Source organism: Rhizomicrobium sp. (assembly GCA_037200985.1).
In the GTDB taxonomy this organism is placed as follows: domain Bacteria; phylum Pseudomonadota; class Alphaproteobacteria; order Micropepsales; family Micropepsaceae; genus Rhizomicrobium.
The window spans coordinates 2,413,314-2,436,793 of sequence record JBBCGJ010000001.1 but is presented as its reverse complement, the minus strand read 5'-3'; the positions used below and the strand labels follow the sequence as shown (position 1 = coordinate 2,436,793).

At 67.2% G+C, this 23,480-nt stretch carries 26 protein-coding genes, 1 tRNA gene and 1 other RNA gene; 16 read left to right on the top strand and 12 right to left on the bottom strand.

Features of this window, described 5'->3' with window-relative positions; translation table 11 throughout:
* Positions 1 to 21: 21 nt before the first annotated feature.
* From WDN01_11920 to WDN01_11910, 3 genes are read left to right on the top strand one after another with little or no spacing between them, the layout of a single operon-like run.
* The gene (locus WDN01_11920) at positions 22 to 474 is read left to right on the top strand and encodes a MaoC family dehydratase (GenBank protein MEJ0026725.1); all 453 of its coding nucleotides are present in this window, start codon (positions 22 to 24) and stop codon (positions 472 to 474) included.
* A 48-nt stretch (positions 475 to 522) separates the two neighbouring features.
* Entirely contained in the window at positions 523 to 804 is a 282-nt protein-coding gene (locus WDN01_11915; GenBank protein MEJ0026724.1) for a type II toxin-antitoxin system RelE/ParE family toxin, read from the top strand.
* Positions 805 to 811: 7 nt separating this feature from the next.
* Positions 812 to 1,120: a HigA family addiction module antitoxin gene (locus WDN01_11910; protein ID MEJ0026723.1), complete on the top strand. Its 309-nt coding sequence runs from the start codon at positions 812 to 814 to the stop codon at positions 1,118 to 1,120.
* Here WDN01_11910 and WDN01_11905 read toward each other — a convergent pair whose 3' ends face one another.
* On the bottom strand, positions 1,121 to 1,399 hold the full coding sequence (locus WDN01_11905; GenBank protein MEJ0026722.1) for a TMEM165/GDT1 family protein: 279 nt from the start codon (positions 1,397 to 1,399) through the stop codon (positions 1,121 to 1,123). It abuts the gene before it with no gap.
* Positions 1,400 to 1,528: 129 nt separating this feature from the next.
* Here WDN01_11905 and WDN01_11900 point away from each other — a divergent pair, with 129 nt between their 5' ends.
* The 5 genes from WDN01_11900 to WDN01_11880 all read left to right on the top strand — a co-directional run bounded on the left by WDN01_11900 (position 1,529) and on the right by WDN01_11880 (position 7,077).
* Positions 1,529 to 2,419 (top strand): alpha/beta hydrolase, encoded by an 891-nt coding sequence (locus WDN01_11900; protein ID MEJ0026721.1) that lies wholly within the window; start codon positions 1,529 to 1,531, stop codon positions 2,417 to 2,419.
* 61 nt (positions 2,420 to 2,480) lie between these two features.
* Positions 2,481 to 3,809, top strand: coding sequence for a sorbosone dehydrogenase family protein (locus WDN01_11895; protein MEJ0026720.1), 1,329 nt, complete (start codon positions 2,481 to 2,483; stop codon positions 3,807 to 3,809).
* A 124-nt stretch (positions 3,810 to 3,933) separates the two neighbouring features.
* Positions 3,934 to 4,010: transfer RNA gene (locus WDN01_11890), tRNA-Pro, on the top strand.
* Positions 4,011 to 4,240: 230 nt separating this feature from the next.
* Positions 4,241 to 6,727: a CHASE3 domain-containing protein gene (locus tag WDN01_11885; protein MEJ0026719.1), complete on the top strand. Its 2,487-nt coding sequence runs from the start codon at positions 4,241 to 4,243 to the stop codon at positions 6,725 to 6,727.
* 29 nt (positions 6,728 to 6,756) lie between these two features.
* Positions 6,757 to 7,077, top strand: a complete 321-nt coding sequence (locus WDN01_11880) for a hypothetical protein (GenBank protein MEJ0026718.1) — start codon at positions 6,757 to 6,759, stop codon at positions 7,075 to 7,077.
* A gap of 86 nt (positions 7,078 to 7,163) precedes the next feature.
* Here WDN01_11880 and WDN01_11875 read toward each other — a convergent pair whose 3' ends face one another.
* Together WDN01_11875 and WDN01_11870 are read right to left on the bottom strand one after the other, a co-directional pair.
* Entirely contained in the window at positions 7,164 to 7,955 is a 792-nt protein-coding gene (locus WDN01_11875) for a TorF family putative porin (GenBank protein MEJ0026717.1), read from the bottom strand.
* 215 nt (positions 7,956 to 8,170) lie between these two features.
* Complete coding sequence (locus tag WDN01_11870; protein MEJ0026716.1) at positions 8,171 to 8,968, bottom strand: glucose 1-dehydrogenase; 798 nt, start codon at positions 8,966 to 8,968, stop codon at positions 8,171 to 8,173.
* Positions 8,969 to 9,068: 100 nt separating this feature from the next.
* Between WDN01_11870 and WDN01_11865 the strand changes: the two genes are divergently transcribed.
* A complete protein-coding gene (locus WDN01_11865; GenBank protein MEJ0026715.1) occupies positions 9,069 to 9,692 on the top strand; it encodes a histidine phosphatase family protein in 624 nt (207 codons plus the stop codon).
* A 35-nt stretch (positions 9,693 to 9,727) separates the two neighbouring features.
* A complete protein-coding gene (locus tag WDN01_11860) occupies positions 9,728 to 10,129 on the top strand; it encodes a DUF1801 domain-containing protein (GenBank protein ID MEJ0026714.1) in 402 nt (133 codons plus the stop codon).
* A gap of 15 nt (positions 10,130 to 10,144) precedes the next feature.
* Here the strand turns inward: WDN01_11860 and WDN01_11855 are convergent, their stop codons facing one another.
* The 3 genes from WDN01_11855 to WDN01_11845 form a co-directional block, all read right to left on the bottom strand.
* Positions 10,145 to 11,092, bottom strand: a complete 948-nt coding sequence (locus WDN01_11855; protein ID MEJ0026713.1) for a hypothetical protein — start codon at positions 11,090 to 11,092, stop codon at positions 10,145 to 10,147.
* Between the two features lie 97 nt (positions 11,093 to 11,189).
* Positions 11,190 to 12,176, bottom strand: a complete 987-nt coding sequence (locus WDN01_11850; GenBank protein MEJ0026712.1) for a D-glycerate dehydrogenase — start codon at positions 12,174 to 12,176, stop codon at positions 11,190 to 11,192.
* An 83-nt stretch (positions 12,177 to 12,259) separates the two neighbouring features.
* Positions 12,260 to 13,516, bottom strand: a complete 1,257-nt coding sequence (locus tag WDN01_11845; GenBank protein MEJ0026711.1) for a serine hydrolase domain-containing protein — start codon at positions 13,514 to 13,516, stop codon at positions 12,260 to 12,262.
* Positions 13,517 to 13,685: 169 nt separating this feature from the next.
* Between WDN01_11845 and WDN01_11840 the strand changes: the two genes are divergently transcribed.
* The 3 genes from WDN01_11840 (at position 13,686) to arfB (ending at position 17,265) form a co-directional block, all read left to right on the top strand.
* Positions 13,686 to 14,714 (top strand): fatty acid desaturase, encoded by a 1,029-nt coding sequence (locus WDN01_11840; GenBank protein ID MEJ0026710.1) that lies wholly within the window; start codon positions 13,686 to 13,688, stop codon positions 14,712 to 14,714.
* Positions 14,715 to 14,856: 142 nt separating this feature from the next.
* Complete coding sequence (locus WDN01_11835; protein ID MEJ0026709.1) at positions 14,857 to 16,602, top strand: class I adenylate-forming enzyme family protein; 1,746 nt, start codon at positions 14,857 to 14,859, stop codon at positions 16,600 to 16,602.
* Between the two features lie 231 nt (positions 16,603 to 16,833).
* Positions 16,834 to 17,265, top strand: a complete 432-nt coding sequence (gene arfB, locus WDN01_11830) for an alternative ribosome rescue aminoacyl-tRNA hydrolase ArfB (GenBank protein ID MEJ0026708.1) — start codon at positions 16,834 to 16,836, stop codon at positions 17,263 to 17,265.
* A gap of 3 nt (positions 17,266 to 17,268) precedes the next feature.
* On the opposite strand, the gene WDN01_11825 is transcribed toward arfB, so the two are convergent.
* Both WDN01_11825 and WDN01_11820 read right to left on the bottom strand, forming a co-directional pair.
* The gene (locus WDN01_11825) at positions 17,269 to 18,063 is read right to left on the bottom strand and encodes a lytic transglycosylase domain-containing protein (protein ID MEJ0026707.1); all 795 of its coding nucleotides are present in this window, start codon (positions 18,061 to 18,063) and stop codon (positions 17,269 to 17,271) included.
* An 84-nt stretch (positions 18,064 to 18,147) separates the two neighbouring features.
* Positions 18,148 to 18,462 carry a hypothetical protein gene (locus tag WDN01_11820; GenBank protein ID MEJ0026706.1) on the bottom strand — a complete coding sequence of 105 codons (315 nt, stop codon included), beginning with the start codon at positions 18,460 to 18,462 and terminating at the stop codon, positions 18,148 to 18,150.
* Positions 18,463 to 18,589: 127 nt separating this feature from the next.
* On the opposite strand from WDN01_11820, the gene WDN01_11815 reads away from it, so the two are divergent.
* Positions 18,590 to 18,754, top strand: a complete 165-nt coding sequence (locus WDN01_11815; protein ID MEJ0026705.1) for a hypothetical protein — start codon at positions 18,590 to 18,592, stop codon at positions 18,752 to 18,754.
* A gap of 157 nt (positions 18,755 to 18,911) precedes the next feature.
* On the opposite strand, the gene WDN01_11810 is transcribed toward WDN01_11815, so the two are convergent.
* Together WDN01_11810 and WDN01_11805 are read right to left on the bottom strand one after the other, a co-directional pair.
* Positions 18,912 to 19,766, bottom strand: a complete 855-nt coding sequence (locus WDN01_11810) for an SDR family oxidoreductase (protein MEJ0026704.1) — start codon at positions 19,764 to 19,766, stop codon at positions 18,912 to 18,914.
* Between the two features lie 399 nt (positions 19,767 to 20,165).
* Complete coding sequence (locus WDN01_11805) at positions 20,166 to 21,185, bottom strand: IS110 family transposase (GenBank protein ID MEJ0026703.1); 1,020 nt, start codon at positions 21,183 to 21,185, stop codon at positions 20,166 to 20,168.
* A gap of 234 nt (positions 21,186 to 21,419) precedes the next feature.
* On the opposite strand from WDN01_11805, the gene WDN01_11800 reads away from it, so the two are divergent.
* On the top strand, positions 21,420 to 22,115 hold the full coding sequence (locus WDN01_11800; GenBank protein ID MEJ0026702.1) for an aspartate/glutamate racemase family protein: 696 nt from the start codon (positions 21,420 to 21,422) through the stop codon (positions 22,113 to 22,115).
* On the opposite strand, the gene WDN01_11795 is transcribed toward WDN01_11800, so the two are convergent.
* Positions 22,112 to 22,390: a DUF1153 domain-containing protein gene (locus WDN01_11795; protein MEJ0026701.1), complete on the bottom strand. Its 279-nt coding sequence runs from the start codon at positions 22,388 to 22,390 to the stop codon at positions 22,112 to 22,114. The genes WDN01_11800 and WDN01_11795 overlap by 4 nt on opposite strands.
* Positions 22,391 to 22,509: 119 nt before the next feature.
* A complete protein-coding gene (locus tag WDN01_11790) occupies positions 22,510 to 22,980 on the bottom strand; it encodes a GNAT family N-acetyltransferase (protein ID MEJ0026700.1) in 471 nt (156 codons plus the stop codon).
* Between the two features lie 95 nt (positions 22,981 to 23,075).
* On the opposite strand from WDN01_11790, the gene rnpB reads away from it, so the two are divergent.
* Positions 23,076 to 23,445: RNase P RNA component class A (gene rnpB / locus WDN01_11785), an RNA gene on the top strand.
* Positions 23,446 to 23,480 lie beyond the last annotated feature (35 nt).

The following is a 23,480-nucleotide window of genomic DNA, read 5'->3' as shown; positions in this document are numbered from 1 at the left end:
ATTTCCATAGGAGACAGAACCATGCAAACCGCAACCTTCGAAACCGTCGCCGCGCTCGCCGGCCGGGAGATCGGCGTGTCCGACTGGGTGGAGATCACCCAGGAGCGCATCAACGCCTTCGCCGACGCGACCGGCGACCATCAATGGATCCATGTCGATGTCGAGCGCGCCAAGCAGTTCATGCCCGGCGGCAAGACCATCGCGCACGGCTATCTGACGCTGTCGCTGATCCCGTGGCTGACCGGCGGCATGCTGCGCATCGACGGGGTGACGCGCGGCATCAATTACGGCTCCAACAAGGTGCGCTTCACCAACATGGTGCCGGTGGGCTCGAAGGTCCGCGCCCGCCAGAAGCTGCTCGGTGCCGAGCCCAAGGCCGGCGGCATGCAGCTCACGAACGAGGTGACGATCGAGATCGAAGGCCAGACCCGCCCCGCCTGCATCGCCGAGACGATCAGCCTGATCTACAAATAGCCCCCGCTTATCCTTGATACGTACCGCGTACCGGGATAGCATGCCGGCATGATCCGGTCTTTCCGCTGCAGGCATACCGAGCGGATTTGGTCGGGTCGGCCGGCGGGACGGTTTCCGCCCGACATTCAGCAGCGGGCGCTGGTCAAGCTCCGCCTGATCGACGCGGCCGCCACGGTGACTGACCTGCGCAATCCGCCGGGCAACCGGCTGGAGGCGTTACGCGGCGACCGGCGAGGCCAGTACAGCGTGCGGATCAACGACCAATGGCGCATCTGCTTTCGCTGGCAGGACGGCGACGCGCATGACGTCGAGATCGTGGACTATCATTGAGGCGAAGATGAAATTGCTGCGCAATCCGCATCCCGGCGAGATTTTGAAGACCGAATTCCTCGACGAAACCGGCCTCAGCCAGAACGCGCTGGCGTCGTCCATCCGCGTACCGGCGAACCGCATCCACGCCATCGTCAAGGGATCGCGCGCCGTCACCGCCGACACCGATCTCAGGCTCTCTCGGTTCTTCGGCCTTTCGGAGGGTTTTTTCCTCCGCCTCCAGAATGCCTACGACACGATGGAGGCCAAGCGGCGGATCGCCGCCGATGTGGCGCGGATCAGGCCGCTGCGCCGCCTGCCGGCTGCGGCGGAGTGATCACGCCCCGCGGAAGTGCGACGCCACCGTCCACACGCCGATGGCGATGAAGCCGAGGCCGGCGATCAGCTTTAAGGGAACGAACGTCAGATAGCGCTCCGCCATCGTGCCCAGCACCACCGCGATGGCGGTTGAGAGCACCAGCGCCGCCGCCGCCGCGAAGAACACCGGCCAGGCGGAGTTCTTCTCGTCGCTGGCGAACAGCAGCGTCGCGAGCTGCGTCTTGTCGCCGAGCTCCGCCAGGAAGACGGTCGAGAAGATGACGAAGAGTTCGCGCATGACGGACCCGGTTCTGGTTGCCGGGCCCCTTTTGCCCCAAGGTCCGCGCAAACCCAACCGTTTTCGCGCCCTTGCTTGACCTAGGGCGCGGGCTTGGTTCGAATTGCCCGTCCCAGCGCGAGGATCGCCATGCCGCAGACCACCGCCAACGGTATCCGGATCGAATATCTCTCCTACGGGCCGGAAAGTGCGCAGACCGTCCTTCTGATCATGGGGCTGGGCGCGCAGATGACGCGTTGGCCGCTCGCCTTCATCCAGCTGCTGGTCGCCAAGGGCTATCGCGTGGTGACGTTCGACAATCGCGACGTCGGCCTCAGCGAGAAATTCGACGCGGCCGGGCCCGCCGATCTCCAGGCCATCGTCGCCGCCATGATGGCCGGCAGGAAGCCGGACGCCGCCTACACGCTGGACGACATGGCGGACGATGCCGTCGGCCTGCTCGACGCGCTGAAGGTCCAACGCGCCCATATCGTCGGCGCCTCGATGGGCGGCATGATAGCGCAGCTCGTCGCCGCCAATCATCCGGACCGCGTTCTGTCGCTGACCTCGATCATGTCCTCGACCGGCAATCCCGGCCTGCCGCCCGCCAAGCCCGAGATCCTGGCCGCGCTGATGTCGGTGCCGCAGGGCGATGATTTCAAGACGCTGCTCGAACACACGCTCAAGACCCAGACGCTGATCGCCAGCCCCGGCTATCCGCCGGACGAGGGCATGCTGAAGCACCAGATCAAGGCCGATCTCAACCGCGCGATCTATCCCGTCGGCATCACGCGCCAGATGGCGGCGGTGGTCGCCTGCGGCGATCGCCGCGCCGCGCTGAAGAACATCGCGGCGCCGACCGTCGTCGTGCACGGCACCGACGATCCGCTGGTGCCGGTGGAGGGCGGCCGCGACACCGCCGCCAGTATCGCGGGCGCGGAGCTGCGCGAGATTCCGGGCATGGGCCACGACCTGCCGGCGCCGCTCTTCCCGGCCATCGTCGATGCGATCGACGCCGCGGCCCGGCGCGCCCGTGTCTGAGCCGGAACGAAAGGTATAGGCTCACGTTCCCGCCCGGAGCGGCGCAACGAACGGTGAAGACATGCGCATCCTGAAATGGATCGGAATTCTCGCGGTCGTCGCCGTCGCGGCCGGCGCCGCGCTGCTGTGGACGGCCGGCGACACGGCGAAGCTGCCCGCCCTGGCCGGCTACGGCCCCCGGCCCGAGCTTCCCGCGCCCAACCCGACGCTCATCCCCACCATCAACCAGGCCAAGGGCGTCGGCTGGCCGGCGGGCACCAAGCCCACACCCGCCACAGGCCTTGCCGTCGCCGCCTTCGCCGACAAGCTCACCCATCCGCGCTGGCTCTATGTGCTGCCGAACGGCGACGTGCTGGTGGCCGAGACCAATTCCCCGCCCAAGCCGGACGACATGAAAGGCATCCGCGGCTTTGTCGCCGGCATCATCATGGGCGGCGCCGGCGCGTCCACCGATAGCCCCAACCGCATCCTCCTGCTGCGCGACACCGACGGCGACGGCGTCGCCGACAAGCGCTTCGTCTTCCTCTCCGGCCTCAACTCGCCCTTCGGAATGACGCTGGTCGGCAACGATTTCTATGTCGCCGACACCGATGCCGTGCTGCGCTTTGCCTATCACGACGGCGAGACGTCGATTTCCGGCGCGGGCACCAGGATCGTCGATTTGCCGGCCGGCACGATCAACCATCACTGGACCAAGAACGTCATCGCCGGCCGCGACGGCACCAGGCTCTATGTCACGGTCGGCTCGAACTCCAATGTCGGAGAAAACGGCATCGCAGCCGAGGCCGGCCGCGCCGCGATCTGGGAGATCGACCTCAAGACCGGCCGGCACCGCATCTTCGCCTCCGGCATCCGCAATCCCAACGGCATGGACTGGCTGCCCGGCACCGACACGCTGTGGGTGACGGTCAATGAGCGCGACGAGATCGGCAGTGACCTCGTCCCCGACTACATGACGAGCGTGAAGGACGGCGGCTTCTATGGCTGGCCCTACAGCTATTACGGCCAGCATGTCGACGTGCGGATGCAGCCCCAGCGCCCCGACCTGGTGGCGAAGGCGACCGCGCCCGACTACGCGCTGGGCGCCCACACGGCGTCGCTGGGCCTGGTCTTCTCCGATCCGGCGAAGCTCGGGCCGGACTACGCCCACGGCATCTTCATCGGCCAGCACGGCTCGTGGAACAGGAACCCCCGCGCCGGCTACCGCGTGATCTTCGTGCCCTTCGCGGGCGACAAGCCGAGCGGCGAGCCGAAGGAGGTCCTGACCGGCTTCCTGTCGCCGGGCGGCGAGGCCCAGGGGCGGCCGGTCGGCGTCGTCATCGACAAATCCGGCGCGCTTCTGGTGGCCGACGATGTCGGCGACACGATCTGGCGGGTGACCGGCAAATAGACCTTCCGGCCGGATTGGAAGGCCGGTTGCGGCGCCCAAATGCCCTCTATATAAGGTCGCCTCCCGCGCCGGGCCCCCTGGGGCCGGCGGACGATAGAGGCGCTGCCCGGCGCCTGTTCGGCATCGGAGAGTAGCTCAGCCTGGTAGAGCACTAGCTTCGGGAGCTAGGGGCCGGAGGTTCGAATCCTCTCTCTCCGACCATCCGCCTTCGCCGCGCAGCGGAGGTTGGTTGCCCTCCGAAGCGTTCGCGAAGGAGGGCCTGTACAGTCCCGCGCGGCTCCGGTTGGCAAGCCACCCCAATTCGTAGGATTGTGGCCGAGCAAGACCGGAGAAGCGATCTTGGAACCGATTAAGTTCACCGGCGTTGTGCTAGCGGCGTGATGGGCTTGGGGGAAGGTGTGGCCGCCAATCGGTGGGTTTTGTTGGCGGCAGTGCCATTGTTTCTGGTGCTCGCCGGCGTCGTCTATCTGACCGCCGCCTTTGCCGAAAACGAGCGGCAGGAGCAGGGCTGGATCGTCCACACCTATCAGGCGATCGATTCGCTGCGCGCCGTCCTCGCCGACGCCGCCGATGCCGAGACTGGCGAGCGCGGCTATCTGCTGACCCACAAAGCGAGTTATCTCCTGCCGTTCCGCGCCGCCAAATTGCGGACCGCGCGCGACCTGGACCGCTTCGAGGCGCTGACGCGCGACAATCCCGATCAGCAGGCGCGCGCCCGCACCCTGCGCGGCCTTGTCCTGGGGCGGCTGCGCCTGCTCGACCGCGTGATCGCCCTCAATGCCACCGAGGCGGTGTCGCCCGCCCTGATGGCGCTGATGGACCGGGGCAAAGCCACGATGGATGCGGTGCGCCTCGTCATTTCCGCCGGCCTTGCCGAGGAAGACCGCCTGCTCGCCCAGCGCATCCAGACGCGGCGCGACGTCGAGCGGGCCGAGATCGCGAGCGCCGTTCTCGCGGGCATCCTGGCGCTCGTCGGGCTCCTGGCGGCCGCCGGGATGCTCGTGCGCAACAATGCGCGGCTGGCGGTCAGCGAGGCGATCCGTCGCCGCCAGGCCAGCATCCTGCAGGCGACCCTCGACAACATCCGCGACGGCATCCTGGTGTTCGACGAGGCCGACCGGGTCGCCGCCTTCAACAACGTGTTCTTCCGCCTGATGGACTTTCCCGAGCGCCTCGCCGCCATCGGCGCCACGCTCGACACCTTCAAGCAGTTCGATGCCGGCCAATCGCGGCGCGCCTTCTCCGATGTCGCGGTCACCGGCGGCGGCGAGAGCCGCTATGAGCGCTTTGCGCGCGCCGAGCGCGAGCTCGACGTCTATCGCGCCGTCGTTCCGGGCGCCGGCTTCCTGGTCGCTGCGGCCGACGTCACCGCCCGCGTCCGCGCTGAAGCCGCCGTGCGCCAATCGCAGAAGATGGAGGCCGTGGGCCAGCTCACCGGCGGTGTGGCGCACGATTTCAACAATCTCCTGCAGATCATCAGCGCCAATCTCGACCTCGCCGCGGCCGACGCGCGCGCCAATCCCAAGACCGCCGAGCGGCTGCAGAACGCGATCTCCGCCGTCGAGCGCGGCTCGCGCCTGACCGCCCAGCTCCTCGCCTTCGCGCGGCGCCAGGCGCTCGATCCGCGCTCGACCAATCTGGGGCGGCTGCTCAACGACATGACGGACCTGCTCCGCCGCACGCTGGGCGAGCGCGTCGAGATCGAGTCGATCGTCTCGGGCGGCCTCTGGAACACCCTGGTCGATCCCAGCCAGGTGGAGAACGCGATCCTCAACCTCTCGATCAACGCGCGCGACGCGATGCCCGACGGCGGCAAGCTCACCATCGAGCTCGCCAACGCCTATCTCGACGACAGCTATGCCGCCCAGCACGCCGAGGTCACGGCCGGCCAATACGTCATGCTCGGCGTCAGCGACACCGGCACCGGCATGCCGCCGGAGGTCGTGGCGCGGGTGTTCGACCCCTTCTTCACCACCAAGCCGGAAGGCAAGGGCACGGGCCTCGGCCTCAGCCAGGTCTACGGCTTCGTCAAGCAGTCCGGCGGCCATGTGAAGATCTACAGCGAGCCGGGGCAGGGCACGACGGTCAAGATCTACCTGCCGCGCACGCGAAAGCCGCAGGAAGGCCTCGATCCGGTATCGACCGCGCAGACCGCGGGCGGCGACGAGACCATCCTTGTGGTGGAGGACGATGCCGGCGTGCGCGCCGCCGTCGTCGATATCCTGAGCGATCTCGGTTACGCGGTGCTCAAGGCCGAAAGCGCCGAGCAGGGTCTGGCGGTGATCTCGAGCGGTGCTCGCGTCGACCTGCTCTTCACCGATGTGGTGATGCCCGGCCCGCTCAATACCCGCGAATTCGCCCGCCGCGCGCAGGAGCTGCGCCCCGGCCTCAAAGTGCTCTATACTTCCGGCTACACGCAGAACGCCATCGTCCATAACGGCCGCCTCGACGACGACGCGCACCTTTTGTCCAAGCCCTACCGCAAGGACGATCTGGCCCGGAAGGTCCGCAGCCTGCTCGACGAGGCGTCGCCGCCCGCCGCCGATCCCGCCGCCGCTGCGTCCCCGCAACGGCGCCGTGTGCTCGTGGTCGAGGATGTCGGCCTGATCCGGATGACGACGGTCGACATGGCGCAGGAGCTCGGCTTCGACACCGCCGAGGCCGGCGACGGTCCCCAGGCGCTGGAGGTGCTGCGCAGCGACCCGTCGATCGAAATCCTGCTGACCGATCTCGGCCTTCCCGGCATGAGCGGCCACGAGTTGATGGCGACGGCCCGGCGCCTGCGCCCCGACCTCAGGATCGTCATCGCCAGCGGCTATTCGACCGAAACCGAGACCGAGGGTAATCCCGCCGGCGCCGTCATCCTCACCAAGCCCTTCGACCTCGGCGCCCTCAAGCGTGCGCTGGAAAGCGTGTAGAACCGGCCGGCAGCCGAGGACAAGGCCCCATGACCAAGGACGAATTGAGCGCCTGGGCGCTCGCCAATGGCTGGCAGACGCTCGCCGGCCATCTCAGCCTGACCAAGCCCTCCCGGCCGTCGGAGGCGATCGTGCGGCTGGTGCTCAAGGGCACGGTGGTCCAGCTCGAGATCAAGAAGCCCGCCGGCAAATGGGAGAAGATCAAGAGCGTCGCCTATGGCGCCGTCGAGCCCGATCCCGAAACCGGCCTGCCGCGCGGCCTGGGCTTCGACACGATTTCCGGCTTCTCCAGCCTGATCCAGGACAACAAGCTGCGCGCGGTGTTCGCGAAGAAGCCCGACGCCGGCTGAGCGGCCGATCGCTTCGCCGTCGGGGCAAAGAAGAAGCCCGCAGGGTTTCCCCCGCGGGCTTCTTTCGTTTCGAAAAATCCGAACGCTTACTTGAGAACGTCGGCGATGTTGTAGGTCAGCGTCGCGACCACGCCGGTCGTGCAGGCGTTCTTCGTCACCATGTAGAAGCCGCAATTGGCCGTGTTCAGGTCGGTGCCGTTGGCGCGGACGTCGAGGGCCCAGCTATGCCAGGTCGCGGTAAGGCCGATGTCGAAATGGGTGTAGTCGCTCGTCGCCGCGTCGACCCATTGGTGGCCGACATTGGCGCTGATCGACAGCCAGTCGAGAAGCGGATAGGACGCCGAGCCCTCGACATATTCGCTGACGCCGCCGCTCAGGGTGAATTGCGGCGAAAACGCGCCGGTGGCCGTGACCGCCAGGTCGCCGAAGCTGTGCGAGAGCTGGACGATGCCTTCCAGGAAGCTCGCCTCGCCGAAGACGCCCGTGAGGGCGCCGAACTTGGCCTTGTTGAACTCCGGATAGCCGTAATAATAAGCCTCGACGTTCAGGTCGGTGCCGCCGAGATCGAAATGCTTGCCGCCGTAAAAGTCTGTCTCTAGCGAGGGCGTGCCGCCGAAGGGCGATGCGCCCAGCCAGTCGATCTTCGATGCCCAGACGCCGGCATAGAAACCGTCCGGGCCGCTCCAATTGATCGAGGCCTGCGGCGCGAAATCGCGGTTGTTCTGGCTGATGCCGCGGAAGCGGTAGTCGCTCTGCACGTCGACATAGGCCGACACCGTGCCCCAGTCCGTGTCGTCGGCGAAGGCCGGCGCGGTCGTCGCGGCAAGGCCCGCCAGGCTCACGGCGCCCAGCATCAGTTTCGTGGAAAGATTTTTCATAGTCAGCCCTCTCGTTTACGGCAAATCCCGCGCACGCAACGCCACACGCCGCGCCGAAACCGACTTTTGTGACCGGCGCGTAAAAACTCAATACGAAGTGAGGACATCTACGCACGTTTCGTGCGTTGAATCGCCGGTTTCGGGGGCCCGTTGTTGCGGCGCAACACATAAGTGCACGAAAGCTAAGCAGAAAGCCGCCCAATTGGGCTTTCACGCTATCGGCGGGCACCCGCCATCGCCAGATGGAGGCCGCCATCGGTGAGCAGCGTCTCGCCGGTGATGTTCCCCGACTCGGGGCCGGCGAAGAACAGCACCGTCTTGGCGATTTCCGCCCCGTCCGCGACGCGCTGGAGGGGATTGCGCTTGCCTTCGGCTTCCGCGATCCGATCCGCGGTTTCCTTGCCGAACTGCTTGACGAACCAGTTGGTGTCGACATGGCCCGGACACACCGCATTGACGCGGACCTGCGGCGCCAGCGCGCGCGCCAGCGAGATCGTCATCGTGTTGAGCGCGCCCTTCGACGCGGCATAGGCGACGGAGGAGCCGATTCCCGCGACGCCGGCGATGGACGAGATGTTGACCACCGAACCCGAGCCATGGGCGCGCAAGCCGGGCAGGCAGGCGCGGATCATCTGGAACGGGCCGATGACGTTGACTGCATAGAGGCGCTGGAAATCCTCGGCGCTCAGCGAATCGAGATCGGCGTGGTTGATGACGAATTTCGTCGTCCCGGCATTGTTGACCAGGATGTCGATGCGGCCCCAGGCCTCGGTCGCGGCCTGGGCGAGCTTCCGGCAATCCTCGTCCTGCGCCACGTCGCCCTGGACGAGCCGGACCTGGGCGCCGGCCTTCTCCACCGCGGCGGCCGTCTGGCGGGCCTCCGCCTCGCTCTTGGTGTAGTTGACCACCACATTGGCGCCCCGCCGGGCCAGGCCTTCCGCCGCCGCGGCCCCGATTCCGGTCGCGGAACCTGTGACAATTGCGACTTTGCCCAGAAGATCGCCTTGTTCCATGTGCCATTTCCCCGTCATGTTGTGGTGCTGAACTGCGCCGGATCGTAAGCTGGCGCCGCTATCGCGCCAAGGAGCTGCCATTACCACCTCCGCCGACGTGATGCCCGAGATCGCGCCAGCCCTGCCGCGCCGCGCGCGCCGTCACGCCCATGTCGCCACGCCGATGCGCATCGTGCTCATCCGCCACGGCCGGCCCGCCATCGCGACCAACCCGCGCGCCTCCCACGCCGAATTCCGTTCCTATATCGACGACTACGAGGCGGCGGGCCTGGATCCCGCCAGCGCGCCGCCGGAGGAATTGCAGGACCTCTTGAAGGAGATCGGCGCGATCTTCACCTCCGACCGGCCGCGCTCGACCGGCAGCGCCAAGGCGCTGGCGCCGAACGCCGAGTTGATCGCCGACCCGCTCTTCGCCGAGGCGCCGCTGGCCAGCCCGCGCATCCCGCTCCTGCGCATGCGGGTGCCGACCTGGGCGGTGATGGCGCGCATCCTGTGGCATGCCGGCTATCACCCGGAGATCGAGAACTACCGCAAGGCCAAGCACCGCGCCGCCGAGGCCGCCGATATCCTGATGAAGCGCGCCGGGGCCGAGGGCCGGACGGCGCTGGTGGCGCACGGCTATTTCAACCTGATGATCGGCCGCGAACTGCGCCATCGCGGCTTCCGCCGCTCGGGCGCCCACCGCGTGAAATACTGGAACGCGGTGACCTACGAGCTGCCTTGACGGCCGCGAAGCGCCGCCGGCCCGGACCGCCCGCGATGCCCGCGGACGTCGCCCGCGCCTTCGATGCATTTCCCGGGGCGGTCCGTCGGCGGCTGCTGGCCGTGCGGCGGCTGATCTTCGAAACGGCCGCGGGTCTCGACGGTGTCGTTCCGCTGACGGAAACCCTGAAATGGGGCGAGCCCGCCTATCTCACGCTGGCCACGGCAAGCGGAAGCACCGTCAGGCTGGGACGGTTCGGATCGTCGGACGAATCTTGCGCCGTTCTCTTCCATTGCCGGACCAGTCTGGTCGAGACGTTTCGCGCGCGGTTTCCCGATGCGTTCGCGTTCGAGAAGAACAGGGCTATCGTCCTTCCTGTCTCCGGCAGATTGCCGCGAGCGCCTCTGGCGGATTGCATCGCCATGGCACTGACCTATCGCCTTCGGCGCAGCGATTAGAGGACGGTTGGGACGTCACGCCGGCATCGCCATGCCGGTATATTGCAGGTCGGCGAGGAAGCGCACCAGCCGCGCATGGCGCCGCCGCAGGACGTCGTCGGTCTCGATGCGCCGCTGTGCCGCCTGCGGGACGATGAAGCCGTCCTTGACCCGCGCCAGCCGCCCGGAGCGGACCATGCGGGCGAACATGCGCCGCAGCGTTTCATAGGGGATGTTGAGCGATGTCGCGACGGCGAGCACCGAGACTGGCCGGCGCAACGCATCGGGCGCCGGCGCGTCGGCCGCGGCGTGATCGGCGGGCGACAGATGGCGCGTGTTCTCGGTCGCGATGGCCGTGAAGATGACGGCTTCGACGGGATCGTCGTCATGCGGCGCGCGGATGATCGCGATCACGTCGAGCGTATAGCCGGCGTCCAGCCGCACCACGGCGCGCGCGATGGGCGTCGGATCGGCCAGTCCGGCGCGGGGCGAGCGCGCGATCTGCGAGAAATCGAAGCCGGCGCGCTTCAGGTCGGCGATCAGCCGCTGCACGGCCGCGATGACCAGCTTGGTGCCCTCGACATGGTCCGGATGGCGGAAGATTCGGGTCGGGACGAAAATCCCCTTGCCGGGGACGCGGACGCAGAGCCCGTCGCGCTCCAGCAGCAGGACCTGGCGGCGCACCGTCTCGTAGGGCAGGAGCAGCGCCTGTGCGAGCTTGCGGATATTGACGGGAATGCGCTCCTCGTCGGGCGGAAAATCGAACAGCGCGGCGTATCGGGCGGTGTCGGCGCCCTGCGTCAGGTGGCGGACGTTCAGCACGCAGATCGTGTTCCAGATGAAGGCGCGCCGGAAATCGCCGCCCATGATGCGGCCGCAGACGAAGTCCATCTTGCGGCTCAGGAAGTCGTCGTCGGCGCGCAGCACCGCGCGCGCATTGCGCGGCAGCGACTTGCCCGCGAACATCCCGGTCGCCAAATTCATAAGCCACGCCCCCGCCGTCATCTTGACGCGCGGCGCGGCTTTTACAATCGAAAGGAAAGGTTCCCGACCGGAACGATCTCCGCCGGGCCGAACGGCGCTACAGCATCGCCGGGATCACGCGGTCCGGCGGCTTGTGCCCGTCGACGAAGGTCTTGATGTTGATGATGACCTTCTCGCCCATGTCGATGCGGCCCTCCATCGTCGCCGAGCCCATATGCGGCAGGAGCACCACGTTCTTCAGCTTGAGCAGCTTCGGGTTCACCGCCGGCTCGTGCTCGAACACGTCGAGGCCGGCGCCGGAGAGCTGCCCCGCCTCCAGCATCCGCGCCAGCGTGTTCTCGTCGATCACCTCGCCGCGCGCGGTGTTGACGATATAGGCCTGCGGCTTCATCAGCTTCAGCCGCCGCGCGCTCAGGAGGTGATAGGTCGCCGGCGTGTGCGGGCAGTTGATCGACACGATGTCCATCCGCGCCAGCATCTGGTCGAGGCTCTCCCAATAGGTCGCCTCCAGCTCGTGCTCGATGTCGGGATGAACGGGCTTGCGGTTGTGATAATGGATCTGCAGCCCGAAGGCGCGCGCCCGCCGCGCCACCGCCTGGCCGATCCGCCCCATGCCGACGATGCCCAGCCTTTTGCCGTAGATGCGGTGGCCGAGCATCCAGTTCGGCGACCAGCCCTTGAAGTGGTCGTCCTCCAGCTCCTTGACGCCCTCCACCAGCCGGCGCGGCACGGCGAGGATCAGCGCCATGGTCATGTCGGCGGTATCTTCGGTCAGCACGCCCGGCGTGTTGGTGACGACGATGCCTTTGTCGAGCGCGGTCTTGACGTCGATATTGTCGACGCCGGTGCCGAAATTGGCGATCAGCTTCAGATTGGGGCCGGCCCGCACGATGACCTTGGAATCGATCCGGTCGGTGACGGTCGGCACCAGCACGTCGGCCTTCTGCACCGCCTCGATCAGCTCGGCCTGGCCCATCGGCTTGTCGTCGAGGTTCAGCCGCGCGTCGAACAGCTCGCGCATGCGCGTCTCGATCGCGTCGGGCAGCTTGCGCGTGACGATGACGAGCGGCTTTTTCGCGGGCATCTTTCGGCCGTTTCCTCTTCCAGGCGCGCCATTTTATGGCGTCCGCCCGGTCATAGCAGACGGCCCGGTCCGGTCAAGGACGGCTAGGCACTGCGCTCCGTCATCGCCGAATAGGCCAGCGTCCGAAGGTCCCGCCTGAGCGTCAGCCGCGCGTCGGTGCCCATCACCTGGGTCATGAACACAACCGCAAGGTCCTCCTTGGGATCGATCCAGAACGCGGTCGAGGCGGCGCCGCCCCAGAAATATTCGCCGACCGAGCCGGGGATGCGGGTCAGCGCCGGGTTCAGCGTCACGCCGCAGCCGATGGAGAAGCCGATGCCGTTATAGCCGGCCTCGGTGAAGAGGCCTTCGCCCGCCGCGAGGTCGGTCAGCTGCTTGCCGCCCGGCAGAAGATTGAGCGAGAACATCTCGACCGTCTTTGGGGAAAGAATCTGCACGCCGTCCAGCGTGCCGCCGCCCAGCATCATGCGGCAGAAACGCATGTAGTCGTGCGCCGTGGAGACGAGGCCGCCGCCGCCGCCTTCGAATTTGGGCGGCTCGGCATAGGTCGATTTGCCGGCATCGTCCTGCAGGCGCAGGCCGCCGCCCTGTTTGGGCATGTAGCAGGACGCGAAGCGGTCGATCTTGGCGCCCGGCACCGAGAACGCGGTGTCGTGCATCCCGAGCGGCTCAAAAATCCGTGTACGGAGAAATTCCCCGAACGTCACGCCCGACAGCTTCTGGACCAGATAGCCCATGACGTCGATCGCCACGGAATAGTTCCAGGCCTTGCCGGGCGAGAAATCGAGCGGGATCTTGGAAAGCTGCTCGATGAAGCCGTCGAGCCCGCCCGGCGTCTTCGGATCGCCGATCCTCTGGCGGCGGTATTCCGCGTCCACCGCGGTGCGCGACATGAAGCCGTAGGTCAGCCCCGAGGTGTGGGTGACGAGGTCCACCACCTTCATCGGCCGCTCGCAGGGCAGGGTGATGAACTGGCCCGAAGTGTCGGCGACCAGGCTCGGAATGCCGCTCGCATAGACGCGCAGGTTCTTCCAGGACGGGATGTGCGTGTGCACCGCGTCGTCCAGGCCGATGCGCCCCTCCTCGACCAGCATCATCAGCGCCACGGCGGTGATCGGCTTGGTCATGGAATAGATGCGCACGATGGCGTCCTCGCGCCACGGCTTGTTCCGCTCCAGATCCATCGATCCGGCCACGCTTTCATGCGCCAGCGTGCCGCGCCGCCAGATCTGCGTCTGGAAACCGGACAAGAGGCCGGTGTCGACATAGATTTCCTTCATGCGGCTGTGCAGCGTCTCGAGCCGCTTCGACGACAGTCCCACGCTTTCCGGTTTGGCCATGTGCTTCTCCCGTTTCTGGCTGGTCCCAGCATGTCAGAGGCCGCGCGCGCGGCCTAGACGGGACGATGCGGGTTGTCGGCGGCAACCGCGATTTCGCCGTCCCATCCCTTTTTCGCCCGAATTGGGGTATAGGTCCCGCGATCATAACCTTGCGTAAGGGCGCTGCTTCTTGTCAGACACCGAAAATCCCGCTGCCGAGCCGGCCGCGGCGGAATGGATTTGCATCCTCGCGCGCTATCGCGAGCCCAACGGCCTGCGCAGCACCTTCGAATTGATCGTCACCGCCGTGCCCTTCGTGGCGTTGTGGGCGCTGGCCTGGGCCGCCTGGGAATACGGTTTCGGCTTCGTTTCGCTCCTGCTCGCCGTGCCGACCGCCGCCTTCCTGGTGCGGCTGTTCATGATCCAGCACGATTGCGGCCATGGCGCTTTCTTCCGTCACCGGCTCGCCAATGATTGGGTCGGGCGCGTCATCGGCGTGCTCACGCTGACGCCCTACGACGCCTGGAAGCGCTCGCATTCGATCCATCACGGCACCTCGGGCAATCTCGACAAGCGCGGCATCGGCGACCTGCAGACGCTGACGGTCGGCGAATACCGCGCCCTGACGCCGTTCCGCCGGCTCGGCTACCGGCTCTACCGCAACCCCGTCATCCTGTTCGGCTTCGGCCCGATCTACATGTTCGGCTGGCGCCATCGTTTCCCGATCGGCACCAAGCTCGCCAATTGGCGCGGCTGGATCAGCCCGATGGCGACCAATCTCGGCATCGCCGCGGTGGTGGTCGGCGCGATGTGGCTGGTCGGCTGGAAGACCTTCCTCCTGACCCAGGTCCCCATCACCCTGATCGCCGGCTCCATCGGCATCTGGCTGTTTTTCATCCAGCACCAGTTCGACGACACGGTGTGGGCCGAAAACGGCCGGTGGAACGTGCACGAGGCGGCGCTGCGCGGCAGTTCCTACTATGTGCTGCCGCGTGTGCTGAACTGGTTCACGGCGAATATCGGCATCCACCACGTGCACCATCTCTACGCGCGCATCCCGTTCTACCGGTTGCCGCAGGTGCTGCGCGACCAGATAAGGCTGGCCGAGGTCAGCCGGGTCTCGCTCCTGGAGAGCGTGCGCTGCGCCCGGCTTGCGCTGTGGGACGATTGCCAGCAGCGGCTGATCACCTTCCGCGAAGCCCGCCGCCTGCCGCGTTAGCGACGCGAACGCCGCTTGCCGTCGCCGCCGGGCTTTATATAAGGTCGGGCGCCGCGACTGACATGTTGTCAGTGCGGTCGACGTTGAACACGCCATGGAGACGGGAAACCCGCCCATGGCTCGATAGCCCGGGAATCCTTTCATGACCCTTCCGCCCAACTGGCCCGCCATGTCCCTCAAGGACGCCACCGCCGCGCTCACCGCGCCGGGCGCCCGCTTCGAGATGGACACCGTCACCATCCGCGGCATTCCCACCCGCGTATGGAAGAACTGCCCGCCGACCAACAAGGAGGTCTTCCTCGCCGGCCGGATGTATGGCGACCGCGAATTCCTCATTTACGAAGACGACCGCTGCACCTACGAGACCTTCGCGCGCGCCGCGCTGGCGCTGGCGGCGCAGCTCGAGAAGGACGGCGTCAAGAAGGGCGACCGCGTCGCCATCATCATGCGCAACCTGCCCGAATGGACGGTCGCGTTCTACGCCGCCGAGCTGGTCGGCGCGATCGTCACGCCGCTCAACGCGTGGTGGACCGGACCCGAGCTGGAATACGGCCTGGTCGATTCCGGAACGAAGATCGCCTTCGTCGACGCCGAGCGCCTCGAGCGCATCTCCGAGCATCTGGTGAACTGCCCGGACCTCAAGAAGATCTATGTCAGCCGCTATGCCGACGACCTGCCGCACACCATCGTCGTGCGCCTGGAAGACACGATCGGCCGCGTCAACGACTGGGGCAGCCTGCCGCCCGGCGAAATGCCCAAGGTCGAGCTTCATCCCGACGACGACGCGACGATCCTCTACACTTCGGGCACCACGGGGCGCCCGAAGGGCGCGCTCGGCACCCATCGCAACATGTGCTCCAACATCATGGCGGCCGGCTTCGCCGCCGCGCGCAGCTTCCTGCGCCGGGGCGAGGCGCCGCCGGTGTTCGCCAACCCGCTTGACGCGCCGCAGCGCGCCACGCTGCTCTCCGTGCCGTTCTTCCACGCGACGGGCTGCTTCGCCGTGCTCGGACCGACGGTGGTCAGCGGCGGCAAGATCGTGCTGATGCGCCGCTTCGACGCCGAGAAGGCGATGGCGCTGATCGAGAAGGAGAAGATCAACAGCGCCGGCGGCGTGCCGACCATCGCCTGGCAGATTCTCGAACACCCCAACCGGCACAAATACGATCTCTCCTCGCTGGAGGCGATGGCCTATGGCGGCGCGCCCTCGGCGCCCGAGTTGGTGAAACAGATCAAGCAGAACTGGCCGAAATCGGCGGCCGGCAATGGCTGGGGCATGACCGAGACCTCGGCCACCTGCACCACCCATTCGGGCGAGGATTACGAGAACCGCCCGACCTCCTGCGGCCCGCCGGTCGCGGTGTGCGATCTCAAGATCATGAACGTCGAAGGCACCGAGGACCTGCCGGCCGGCGAGGTCGGCGAATTGTGGGCGCGCGGCCCCAACATCGTGAAGTGCTACTGGAACAAGCCGGAAGCGACGGCGGCGACCTTCGTCGACGGCTGGGTAAAGACCGGCGATCTGGCGCGCCTCGACGAGGAAGGCTTCTGCTACATCATCGACCGCGCCAAGGACATGCTGATCCGCGGCGGCGAGAACATCTACTGCATCGAGGTCGAGAACGTGCTCTACGACCATCCCGCCGTGATGGACGCGGCGCTGGTGCCGGTGCCGCACAAGCAGCTCGGCGAGGAGCCCGGCGCGGTGGTGCATCTGAAGCCCGGCATGCACACGACGGAGGAGGAGCTTCGCCAGTTCGTCGCCGGCAAGCTCGCGGCGTTCAAGGTGCCGGTGAAGGTGGTGTTCTGGCCCGAAACCCTGCCGCGCAACGCCAACGGCAAAATCCTGAAGACCGAGCTCAAGAAGATCTTCGCCAACCCGCAATAGGGTGCGCATGGCGAGGAAATAGGTCTCACGCGGAGCCGCGGAGAACGCGGAGTTCTCTTCTCGCTCTACCAAACCCATCTGCTGTCATGGCCCGCGACTGCGGGCCATCCAGTTGGGTTCTGCGCCTTGCTAGCGGGTTCGCGACGAGCATTCGCGGGCCATGACAGCTTTTTTGATGTAAAGATCGCTGCCGAACTTTTCCTCCGCGTCTCCGCGGCTCCGCGTGAACCCATGGCCACCGAACTCAAAGTCACCGGCGCGATCGCGATCCCCGAATCCGAACTGGAGGAGCAATTCATCCTGTCCTCCGGCGCGGGCGGGCAGAACGTCAACAAGGTGGCGAGCGCCGTGCAGCTCCGCTTCGACGCGCTCCACAGCCCGAGCCTGCCCGACGATGTGCGCGTGCGCCTCTTGAAGCTCGCCGGCCATCGGCTGACCAAGGACGGCGTGCTGATCGTCACCGCGCGCGAATCCCGCGACCAAATCCGCAACCGCGAGATCGCGCGGCAGCGCCTCGCCGAACTGATCCGCCGCGCCACCGTCGTGCCGAAGAAGCGCAAGCCCACCAAGCCCAGCCGCGCCGCCAAGGAACGCCGCATCGAATCGAAGAAGCACCGCGGCCGGACCAAGCAGCAGCGCGCCGATTGGCGCGGCGACCGCTAGAGCCTAATGCTCGTCATAATCCTCGTCGTTCTCGTCCGCCGGGGGGCGCTGCCGCTTTATCCGGATCGAGGCGACCGGGCCGGGCGCGGGGTCGGCGGGCGCAGGATCGACCGCGTCCTCCGCCCTGCGCGGCGGCAACCGCGCGCCCGTGCTGAGGATGCTCGCGATGTTCCAGACATAGGCCGTCGTTTCCTCCGGCATCATCTGGCGCAGCCGGCGATGCGCCTCCAGCATGCCCGGCCCGTCATTATAGGCCGCGAACAGCCCCGGATAGCCGTAGATCTCGTCGAGCTCGTGCAGATAGGCCGCGCCGGCCATGATGTTGTCGTGCGGGTCGTAGGGATCGTTGCCCAGGCCGTATTGGCGCCGCATCCGATGCCAGGTCTTGGGCATGATCTGCATCAGGCCCATGGCGCCGGCGCTCGACGTGATCGGGGCATTCTCGGCCATCATGGTGCGGCCGCCGCTCTCGATCGTCATCACGGCCCGGATCCAGAGGTCGGGAACGGCAAAGCGCCGCGAAGCGCGCCGGATGTCCGGATCCCAGCGGTCCATCAGCTCCTTGTAGCTCAGCGCGGATTCTCGCGCGAAAGCCGAGGGCGGGCGTGCCGGCGCGACGGGCTTGGCGGGTCCGGCAGGCTTGGCCTGGAGCACGACGCGAAGGGGCGCGACGGGCGCGCGCGGCGGTGATCGTCCGTCGCCGCCGATCGACGACGACGAGGCGGCGGCCGCCAGCACGACCGCCGCAAGGCGGGGGGCGGCGCCGCTGCCGAACGCTCGCAGGTCTCCAAACGACATCATCTTCGGGTGCCGATGCGCTGTATCCCCAAGCCGGCGATTGTCGCAGCATTGCCCCCGCCGCGACAATCCTGGTGCGAGGCCTCAGTGACGGGGGCGCTTGGGCGGCGGCGGATAGGGCGGAAAGGCCGGCTGCGGCGCCGGCGGCGGCACCGGCGCGATCACCTCGACAGGTGGCGGGGGCTCGGGCGGCGGCGGCTGCGTCGGGGCGCAGACCATGACCAGGCCGGTCTTGGCGACGTCGTCGGTGCCCGGCGACACGAAAGATACGACCTGGCGCGCCGCGGCGACGCATTCTTCCTTGGTCGCGAAGGTCGCGCCGCGATAGCTCGACGCCAGCGCCGGGGCGCCGGAATAGCCGTTCGAGGCGACGACATAGACCAGCAATATCCAGAGCATCGCGGCCCTCCCAAATCCCGACGGTCGATAGTACAAGTCCGCCGCGAGCGCCCATAGGCGCCTGCGGACGTGGTAAATCAATGGCGGGGCGCGCCGCAAAACGTCGGCACCGCCGTGGCCCCCGGAGATGGCGCCGCGCTACCGCGTCTCCCCCCGCCTCGATCTTGGCCTGCTCCTTGGCCCATTCGGCGGCATCAGCGTGATGCCGAGCCTGCCCGCGAGTTCGACCTGGTCGAGCGCGTCCTGGAACAGCTTCAACTCGTCGCCGTCCTTTCAGGGCCGCGGCAATTGATGTTCGTAGAAGATGCCGAACCGCATGGTGGCCTCCTTGCAAACCAAACGTCATCTGCAAAAAAAAGGCCCTGTCATGCGCGCGAAGGCGGGCATCCGGCGGACTGGGCGTATTGCCAGACCTGGCTTCCCGCTTTCGCGGGAAGGACAGTCTCGTTCTAATTCGCCTTCTGCGACGCGGCGCGCTGCGCCATCCGCCGCGCCTGTTCCTCCGGGTCCCAGGCCTGGCGCGGCCCGGTCGTCAGCCCGCCATCGACCACGATATGCGTGCCGGTGACGAATTCGGAATCGTCCGACGCGAAATAGAGGCAGGCCCTCGCGATGTCGGCGGGAAGGCCGGCCTTCGGGATTGGCTGCGTGTCGGGTGCCTGTGCCTTCAGGCCTTCGTTGATCGCCGCGACCGCCTGCTCGTCGGCGCCCATCGCACGGGCACCGGCGCTGAAGATGCCGGTCAGGATCAGCCCCGGACAGATCGCGTTGACGCGGATCTTGGCGCGCCCGAGCTGCGCCGCGCTCACCGTGGTGAGATGGATGACGCCCGCCTTGGCGACGGAATAGGCCAGCGGCCCGTATCCGGCCTGGAGCGCCGCGACCGAGGCGGTGTTGATGACCGATCCGCCGCCGCGCGCTTTGAGGAACGGGATGGCATAGCGGGTGCCGAGCGCGACCGAGCGCAGCAGAAGGTTCATCGAGCGGTCCCAGGCCTCGCCCGTCATGTCCTCGATGGTGTTGGGACTGCCGCCCGCGCCGGCATTGTTGAACAGGATGTCGATGCCGCCGAAATGGTCCTTGGCCGCCTGCATGGTCGACTTGATGTCGTCCTCGCTGGTGACGTCGCAATGGTGGAACTTCACTTGGCCGTTGAAGCGGCGCTCCAGTTCGCGGCCCTGCTCGTCCGAAATGTCGGCGGCGAGCACGCGGGCGCCTTCGGCGACGAACAGCTCGACGGTCCCGCGCCCGATGCCGGAGGCGGCGCCGGTGACGATGGCGATCTTGTCTTTCAGGCGATCCATGGTCCCTCCACGCGGCCGTTCAGGCTCTCACTGACAGATTATCAGTCCGCATCCGACACCACAAACCGGTTTTCGAATTTTTCGAAAGTCCTTTCCTCCCCCGCATTTGCGGGGGAGGTGGCACGCCGTAGCGCATGTGTGGACGGCCCCGGTTTGGCAAGGAGATTTTGGGCTGTGACGGGAGCGGTGGATGCGGTCATGTGTACGGCCTTTTGGTGCGGTACGCGGACCGCTGGCCCTGATGAAATCCGCGGACGCGCCATTCCATCAGCGAAGCGGGCTCGAAGGCTCCTTGCGCTTTGCGAATTGAGCGGTCCCCGGCTCGACCGGTTCGTCGTCATGGCTCAAGCATTTCCCTGCCTTCCCGGAGCGGTTTGCGCCCCGGGAATTGCGTGTGCCCTATGCGGTGAGGGGCCTGCGGTAGGTTCCGCCTTTGACCAGGATCGCCCAGACGATACGGGCCATTTTGTTGGCGAGGGCGACGGCGGCGACGAGTGCCGGCCTGCGGCCGAGCAGCGAGAGCAGCCAGGGCGAGGCCTTTTCGGGATCGGTCCGTGCGCGCCGGATCATGGCAAAGGCACCCATCACGAAGAGGGTCCTCAAGGTCCGGTCGCCGGCCTTGGTGATGCGGCCGAGCCTGGTCTTTCCGCCGGAGGAGTCCTGTTTGGGCGTCAACCCGACCCAGGCGGCGAAATCGCGGCCCGAGGCGAAGCGCGAGACATCGCCTGCCAACGCCGTGACCGTGCTGGCGGTGATCGGTCCGACGCCCGGGATCGTGCGCAAGCGTTTGCAGGCTTCGTTCGTCTCGGTGTCGGCGGCGATCTTGCGGTCGAGGCCGACGAGGCGCGCCTCGACGGCTCGGATGGCAGCGGCCATCATGGCGTAGACATCGCGCGCAAGCTCCGGAATGCGGGCGTCGCCGGCCTGGGCGATCTTGAGGATCTCGTTGGCGCCGCGTTGCCCTTGCGCGGACACGATGCCGAACTCGGCCAGACCGGCTCGAAGGGCATTGAGCATGGCGGTACGCTGGCCCACCAGCTGGGTGCGGACCCGATGGACCAATGCCAAAGCCTGGGCCTGCGGCGTCTTGATCGGCACGAACCGCATGGTCGGCCGCGTCACCGCCTCGCAGATCGCCTCGGCATCGGCGGCGTCGTTCTTCTGCCGCTTCACATAAGGCTTCACATAGTGCGCCGGCATCAGCCGCACCTCGTGGCCCAGCGCCGTGAGCTGCCGTGCCCAATGGTGGGCCGTGCCGCACGCTTCGATCCCTATCAGGCAGGGCGGGAGCCGCTCGAAGAACGCGAGAACCCGGCTGCGCGCCAGGCGCTGACGAACGACCACGGCGCCGGCGCCATCAACGCCGTGTACCTGAAACACCGACTTCGCAATATCCAATCCGATCGTGCTAACTTGCATGGGGCGGCTCCTTCCCGTGTGGGTCCTGAAACGGCCACACCTTGGCACATCGATGTCGTAAGGAGGGGCCGTCCACCCCATCAGCGGAGCTAAGTGCTTGGATTTTGCTAGGTGAGGGGTAGGGCCACGCGTGGGCCCTCGCTTCGCTCGCGACCTCTCCCGCAAGCGGGAGAGGTTAACTGCCATGCAAAAAGCGGCGCTTCCCCGCGCTCCTGCGCCTGCTAGCCTTGCCCCATGAAAACCATCGGCATGCTCGGCGGGATGAGCTGGGAGTCCTCCGCCGTCTACTACCGGCTCCTCAACCGCGAAGTGCAGGCCCGCGTCGGCGGCGTCGCCTCCGCGAAGACCATCCTGCACTCCTTCGATTTCGGCGAGATCGCCGTCCTGCAGCGGACCGGCGCCTGGGACGACGCCAACCGGCGCATGGCGGAGGCCGCGCAGGGGCTCGAGCGCGCCGGCGCCGACTTCGTCATCATGTGCTGCAACACCATGCACTGTGCCACGGACGCCATCGAACGGGTGGTCCGCGTTCCCTTCCTGCACATCGCCGATCCGCTCGGCGCCGCGATCGACCGCGCCCGCATGCGCCGCGTCGCGCTTCTGGGTTCCAGCCATACGATGGAGCAGGACGGCATCCTGCTCGGGCGCCTGAAGGGCCGCTACGGCCTCGACGTCATCGTGCCCGAAGGCGAAGACGCCGCCGAAGTCAGCCGCGTGATCTATGACGAGCTCGTACGCGGCCGTTTTCTGGAAGCATCGCGCGCGACATACCGTGAAATCATCGCGCGGCTGGTGGCGCGGGGCGCGGAAGGCGTGATCCTGGGCTGCACCGAGCTGCCGATGCTCGTCCTGCCGGAGGATTCCGCCGTTCCGCTGTTCGACACCACGACGCTGCACGCCATGGCGGCGGTCGACCGCGCGCTCGCCTAGCGCCCGCCGGAGCGGTAATCCTGCGCATGCGTCGCGCGCAGGCCGGCGAGGCCGAATTTGTCGATCGCGCGCTGCCAGGACAGGAATTCCTCCACCGTCAGGGCGTAGCGGCTGCATGCTTCGTCGAGGCTGAGCGCGCCGCCCTGCACCGCGGCCACGACCTGCGCCTTGCGCCGCGGCACCCAGCGCTTGGTTCTGGGTTCCGGCAGCTCGAACGCCGCCATCGTCACGGGCGAGGGGTGGCTCTTGTCGGCGATGCGGTGGATGGATGCCATGTTCTGTTGCTCCCAGTTTCTTGTTTCTGAGAGTGCGGAACTACCCGACACGTTCCGTGGAACTCCGCGTCCTCGCGATACTGCGTTAACGGACGGCAAAGCGTTCCCGTAAAACTGCGCTAGTCGCGCCGCAGGTCGTATTCCAGCATCGGCAGCATGCGTCCCGGAACGGACTCGGACGGCGCCTCGCCGCAGCGCCGCGCGCCGAGGCGCAGGTAGAAACCCTCCGCATGCGGATCGGATTGGATCGACAGCACGGTTCCGCCGAAACCGCGCGCCTTCTTGGCGATCGCGCCGAACAGGAGCCGTCCCGCGCCGGTCCCGATCGCCGCCGGTTCCACGAACATGTGCAGCAGGTCCCACACATCGCCGTGCAGCGGCGCGAGCGAGGTCATGCCCGCCAGCCCGCCGCCGTCGTCTTCCGCCACCAGCACGCGCCCGGTCTCGATCAGCGCCGGCGCGATGGTCAGCGCGGCGTCCGACAGGCGCATGAACTGCGCGTCATAGCCCCAATGCGCCTTGGCGCGCTTGCACAAGGCGCTCAGCGCCTCGGCTTCGTCCGGCCGGGCAGGGCGGATTGTCAGCGTCATGGCGGCGAGTATCGCCGCCGCCCGCCGCGCCGGCAATCGCCTTCGGTGGCCGCCGACTCGACCGCGCGCGCGCGACGGCGTAGGTTCCGCCCGCGTCAGATGGCCGGATGGCCGCTCTTCTCCGCAAGGAGAGGAGAGGAAAGTCCGGGCTCCACGGAGACACGGTGCCGGCTAACGGCCGGCGGGGGCGACCCCAGGGACAGCGCCACAGAAATGACACCGCGAACCTCCCGCGTAGGGAGCCGCAAGGTTGAAATGGTGCGGTAAGAGCGCACCGCGGTCCTGGCGACAGGAGCGGCAAGGCAAGCCCCACCGGGAGCAAGACCAAATAGGGACGGCACCTGATCCGTTTCCGGATCGCCGTCCGGGTAGGTCGCGCGAGGTGTGCAGCAATGCGCATCCCAGAGGAATGGCCATCCTCTCGGCAACGAGAGACAGAACCCGGCTTACAGGCCATCTGACGCACCGTAAACTCTGTCATCCCGGCCAAGCGAGCACAG

Bases quoted from the DNA above. Each gene is read 5' to 3' on its own strand.
- WDN01_11920 (MEJ0026725.1), top strand. From the start codon at position 22: ATGCAAACCGCAACCTTCGAAACCGTCGCCGCGCTCGCCGGCCGGGAG.
- WDN01_11915 (MEJ0026724.1), top strand. From the start codon at position 523: ATGATCCGGTCTTTCCGCTGCAGGCATACCGAGCGGATTTGGTCGGGT.
- WDN01_11910 (MEJ0026723.1), top strand. From the start codon at position 812: ATGAAATTGCTGCGCAATCCGCATCCCGGCGAGATTTTGAAGACCGAA.
- WDN01_11905 (MEJ0026722.1), bottom strand. From the start codon at position 1,399: ATGCGCGAACTCTTCGTCATCTTCTCGACCGTCTTCCTGGCGGAGCTC.
- WDN01_11900 (MEJ0026721.1), top strand. From the start codon at position 1,529: ATGCCGCAGACCACCGCCAACGGTATCCGGATCGAATATCTCTCCTAC.
- WDN01_11895 (MEJ0026720.1), top strand. From the start codon at position 2,481: ATGCGCATCCTGAAATGGATCGGAATTCTCGCGGTCGTCGCCGTCGCG.
- WDN01_11880 (MEJ0026718.1), top strand. From the start codon at position 6,757: ATGACCAAGGACGAATTGAGCGCCTGGGCGCTCGCCAATGGCTGGCAG.
- WDN01_11875 (MEJ0026717.1), bottom strand. From the start codon at position 7,955: ATGAAAAATCTTTCCACGAAACTGATGCTGGGCGCCGTGAGCCTGGCG.
- WDN01_11870 (MEJ0026716.1), bottom strand. From the start codon at position 8,968: ATGGAACAAGGCGATCTTCTGGGCAAAGTCGCAATTGTCACAGGTTCC.
- WDN01_11865 (MEJ0026715.1), top strand. From the start codon at position 9,069: ATGCCCGAGATCGCGCCAGCCCTGCCGCGCCGCGCGCGCCGTCACGCC.
- WDN01_11860 (MEJ0026714.1), top strand. From the start codon at position 9,728: ATGCCCGCGGACGTCGCCCGCGCCTTCGATGCATTTCCCGGGGCGGTC.
- WDN01_11855 (MEJ0026713.1), bottom strand. From the start codon at position 11,092: ATGAATTTGGCGACCGGGATGTTCGCGGGCAAGTCGCTGCCGCGCAAT.
- WDN01_11850 (MEJ0026712.1), bottom strand. From the start codon at position 12,176: ATGCCCGCGAAAAAGCCGCTCGTCATCGTCACGCGCAAGCTGCCCGAC.
- WDN01_11845 (MEJ0026711.1), bottom strand. From the start codon at position 13,516: ATGGCCAAACCGGAAAGCGTGGGACTGTCGTCGAAGCGGCTCGAGACG.
- WDN01_11835 (MEJ0026709.1), top strand. From the start codon at position 14,857: ATGACCCTTCCGCCCAACTGGCCCGCCATGTCCCTCAAGGACGCCACC.
- arfB (MEJ0026708.1), top strand. From the start codon at position 16,834: ATGGCCACCGAACTCAAAGTCACCGGCGCGATCGCGATCCCCGAATCC.
- WDN01_11825 (MEJ0026707.1), bottom strand. From the start codon at position 18,063: ATGTCGTTTGGAGACCTGCGAGCGTTCGGCAGCGGCGCCGCCCCCCGC.
- WDN01_11820 (MEJ0026706.1), bottom strand. From the start codon at position 18,462: ATGCTCTGGATATTGCTGGTCTATGTCGTCGCCTCGAACGGCTATTCC.
- WDN01_11815 (MEJ0026705.1), top strand. From the start codon at position 18,590: ATGGCGCCGCGCTACCGCGTCTCCCCCCGCCTCGATCTTGGCCTGCTC.
- WDN01_11810 (MEJ0026704.1), bottom strand. From the start codon at position 19,766: ATGGATCGCCTGAAAGACAAGATCGCCATCGTCACCGGCGCCGCCTCC.
- WDN01_11805 (MEJ0026703.1), bottom strand. From the start codon at position 21,185: ATGCAAGTTAGCACGATCGGATTGGATATTGCGAAGTCGGTGTTTCAG.
- WDN01_11800 (MEJ0026702.1), top strand. From the start codon at position 21,420: ATGAAAACCATCGGCATGCTCGGCGGGATGAGCTGGGAGTCCTCCGCC.
- WDN01_11795 (MEJ0026701.1), bottom strand. From the start codon at position 22,390: ATGGCATCCATCCACCGCATCGCCGACAAGAGCCACCCCTCGCCCGTG.
- WDN01_11790 (MEJ0026700.1), bottom strand. From the start codon at position 22,980: ATGACGCTGACAATCCGCCCTGCCCGGCCGGACGAAGCCGAGGCGCTG.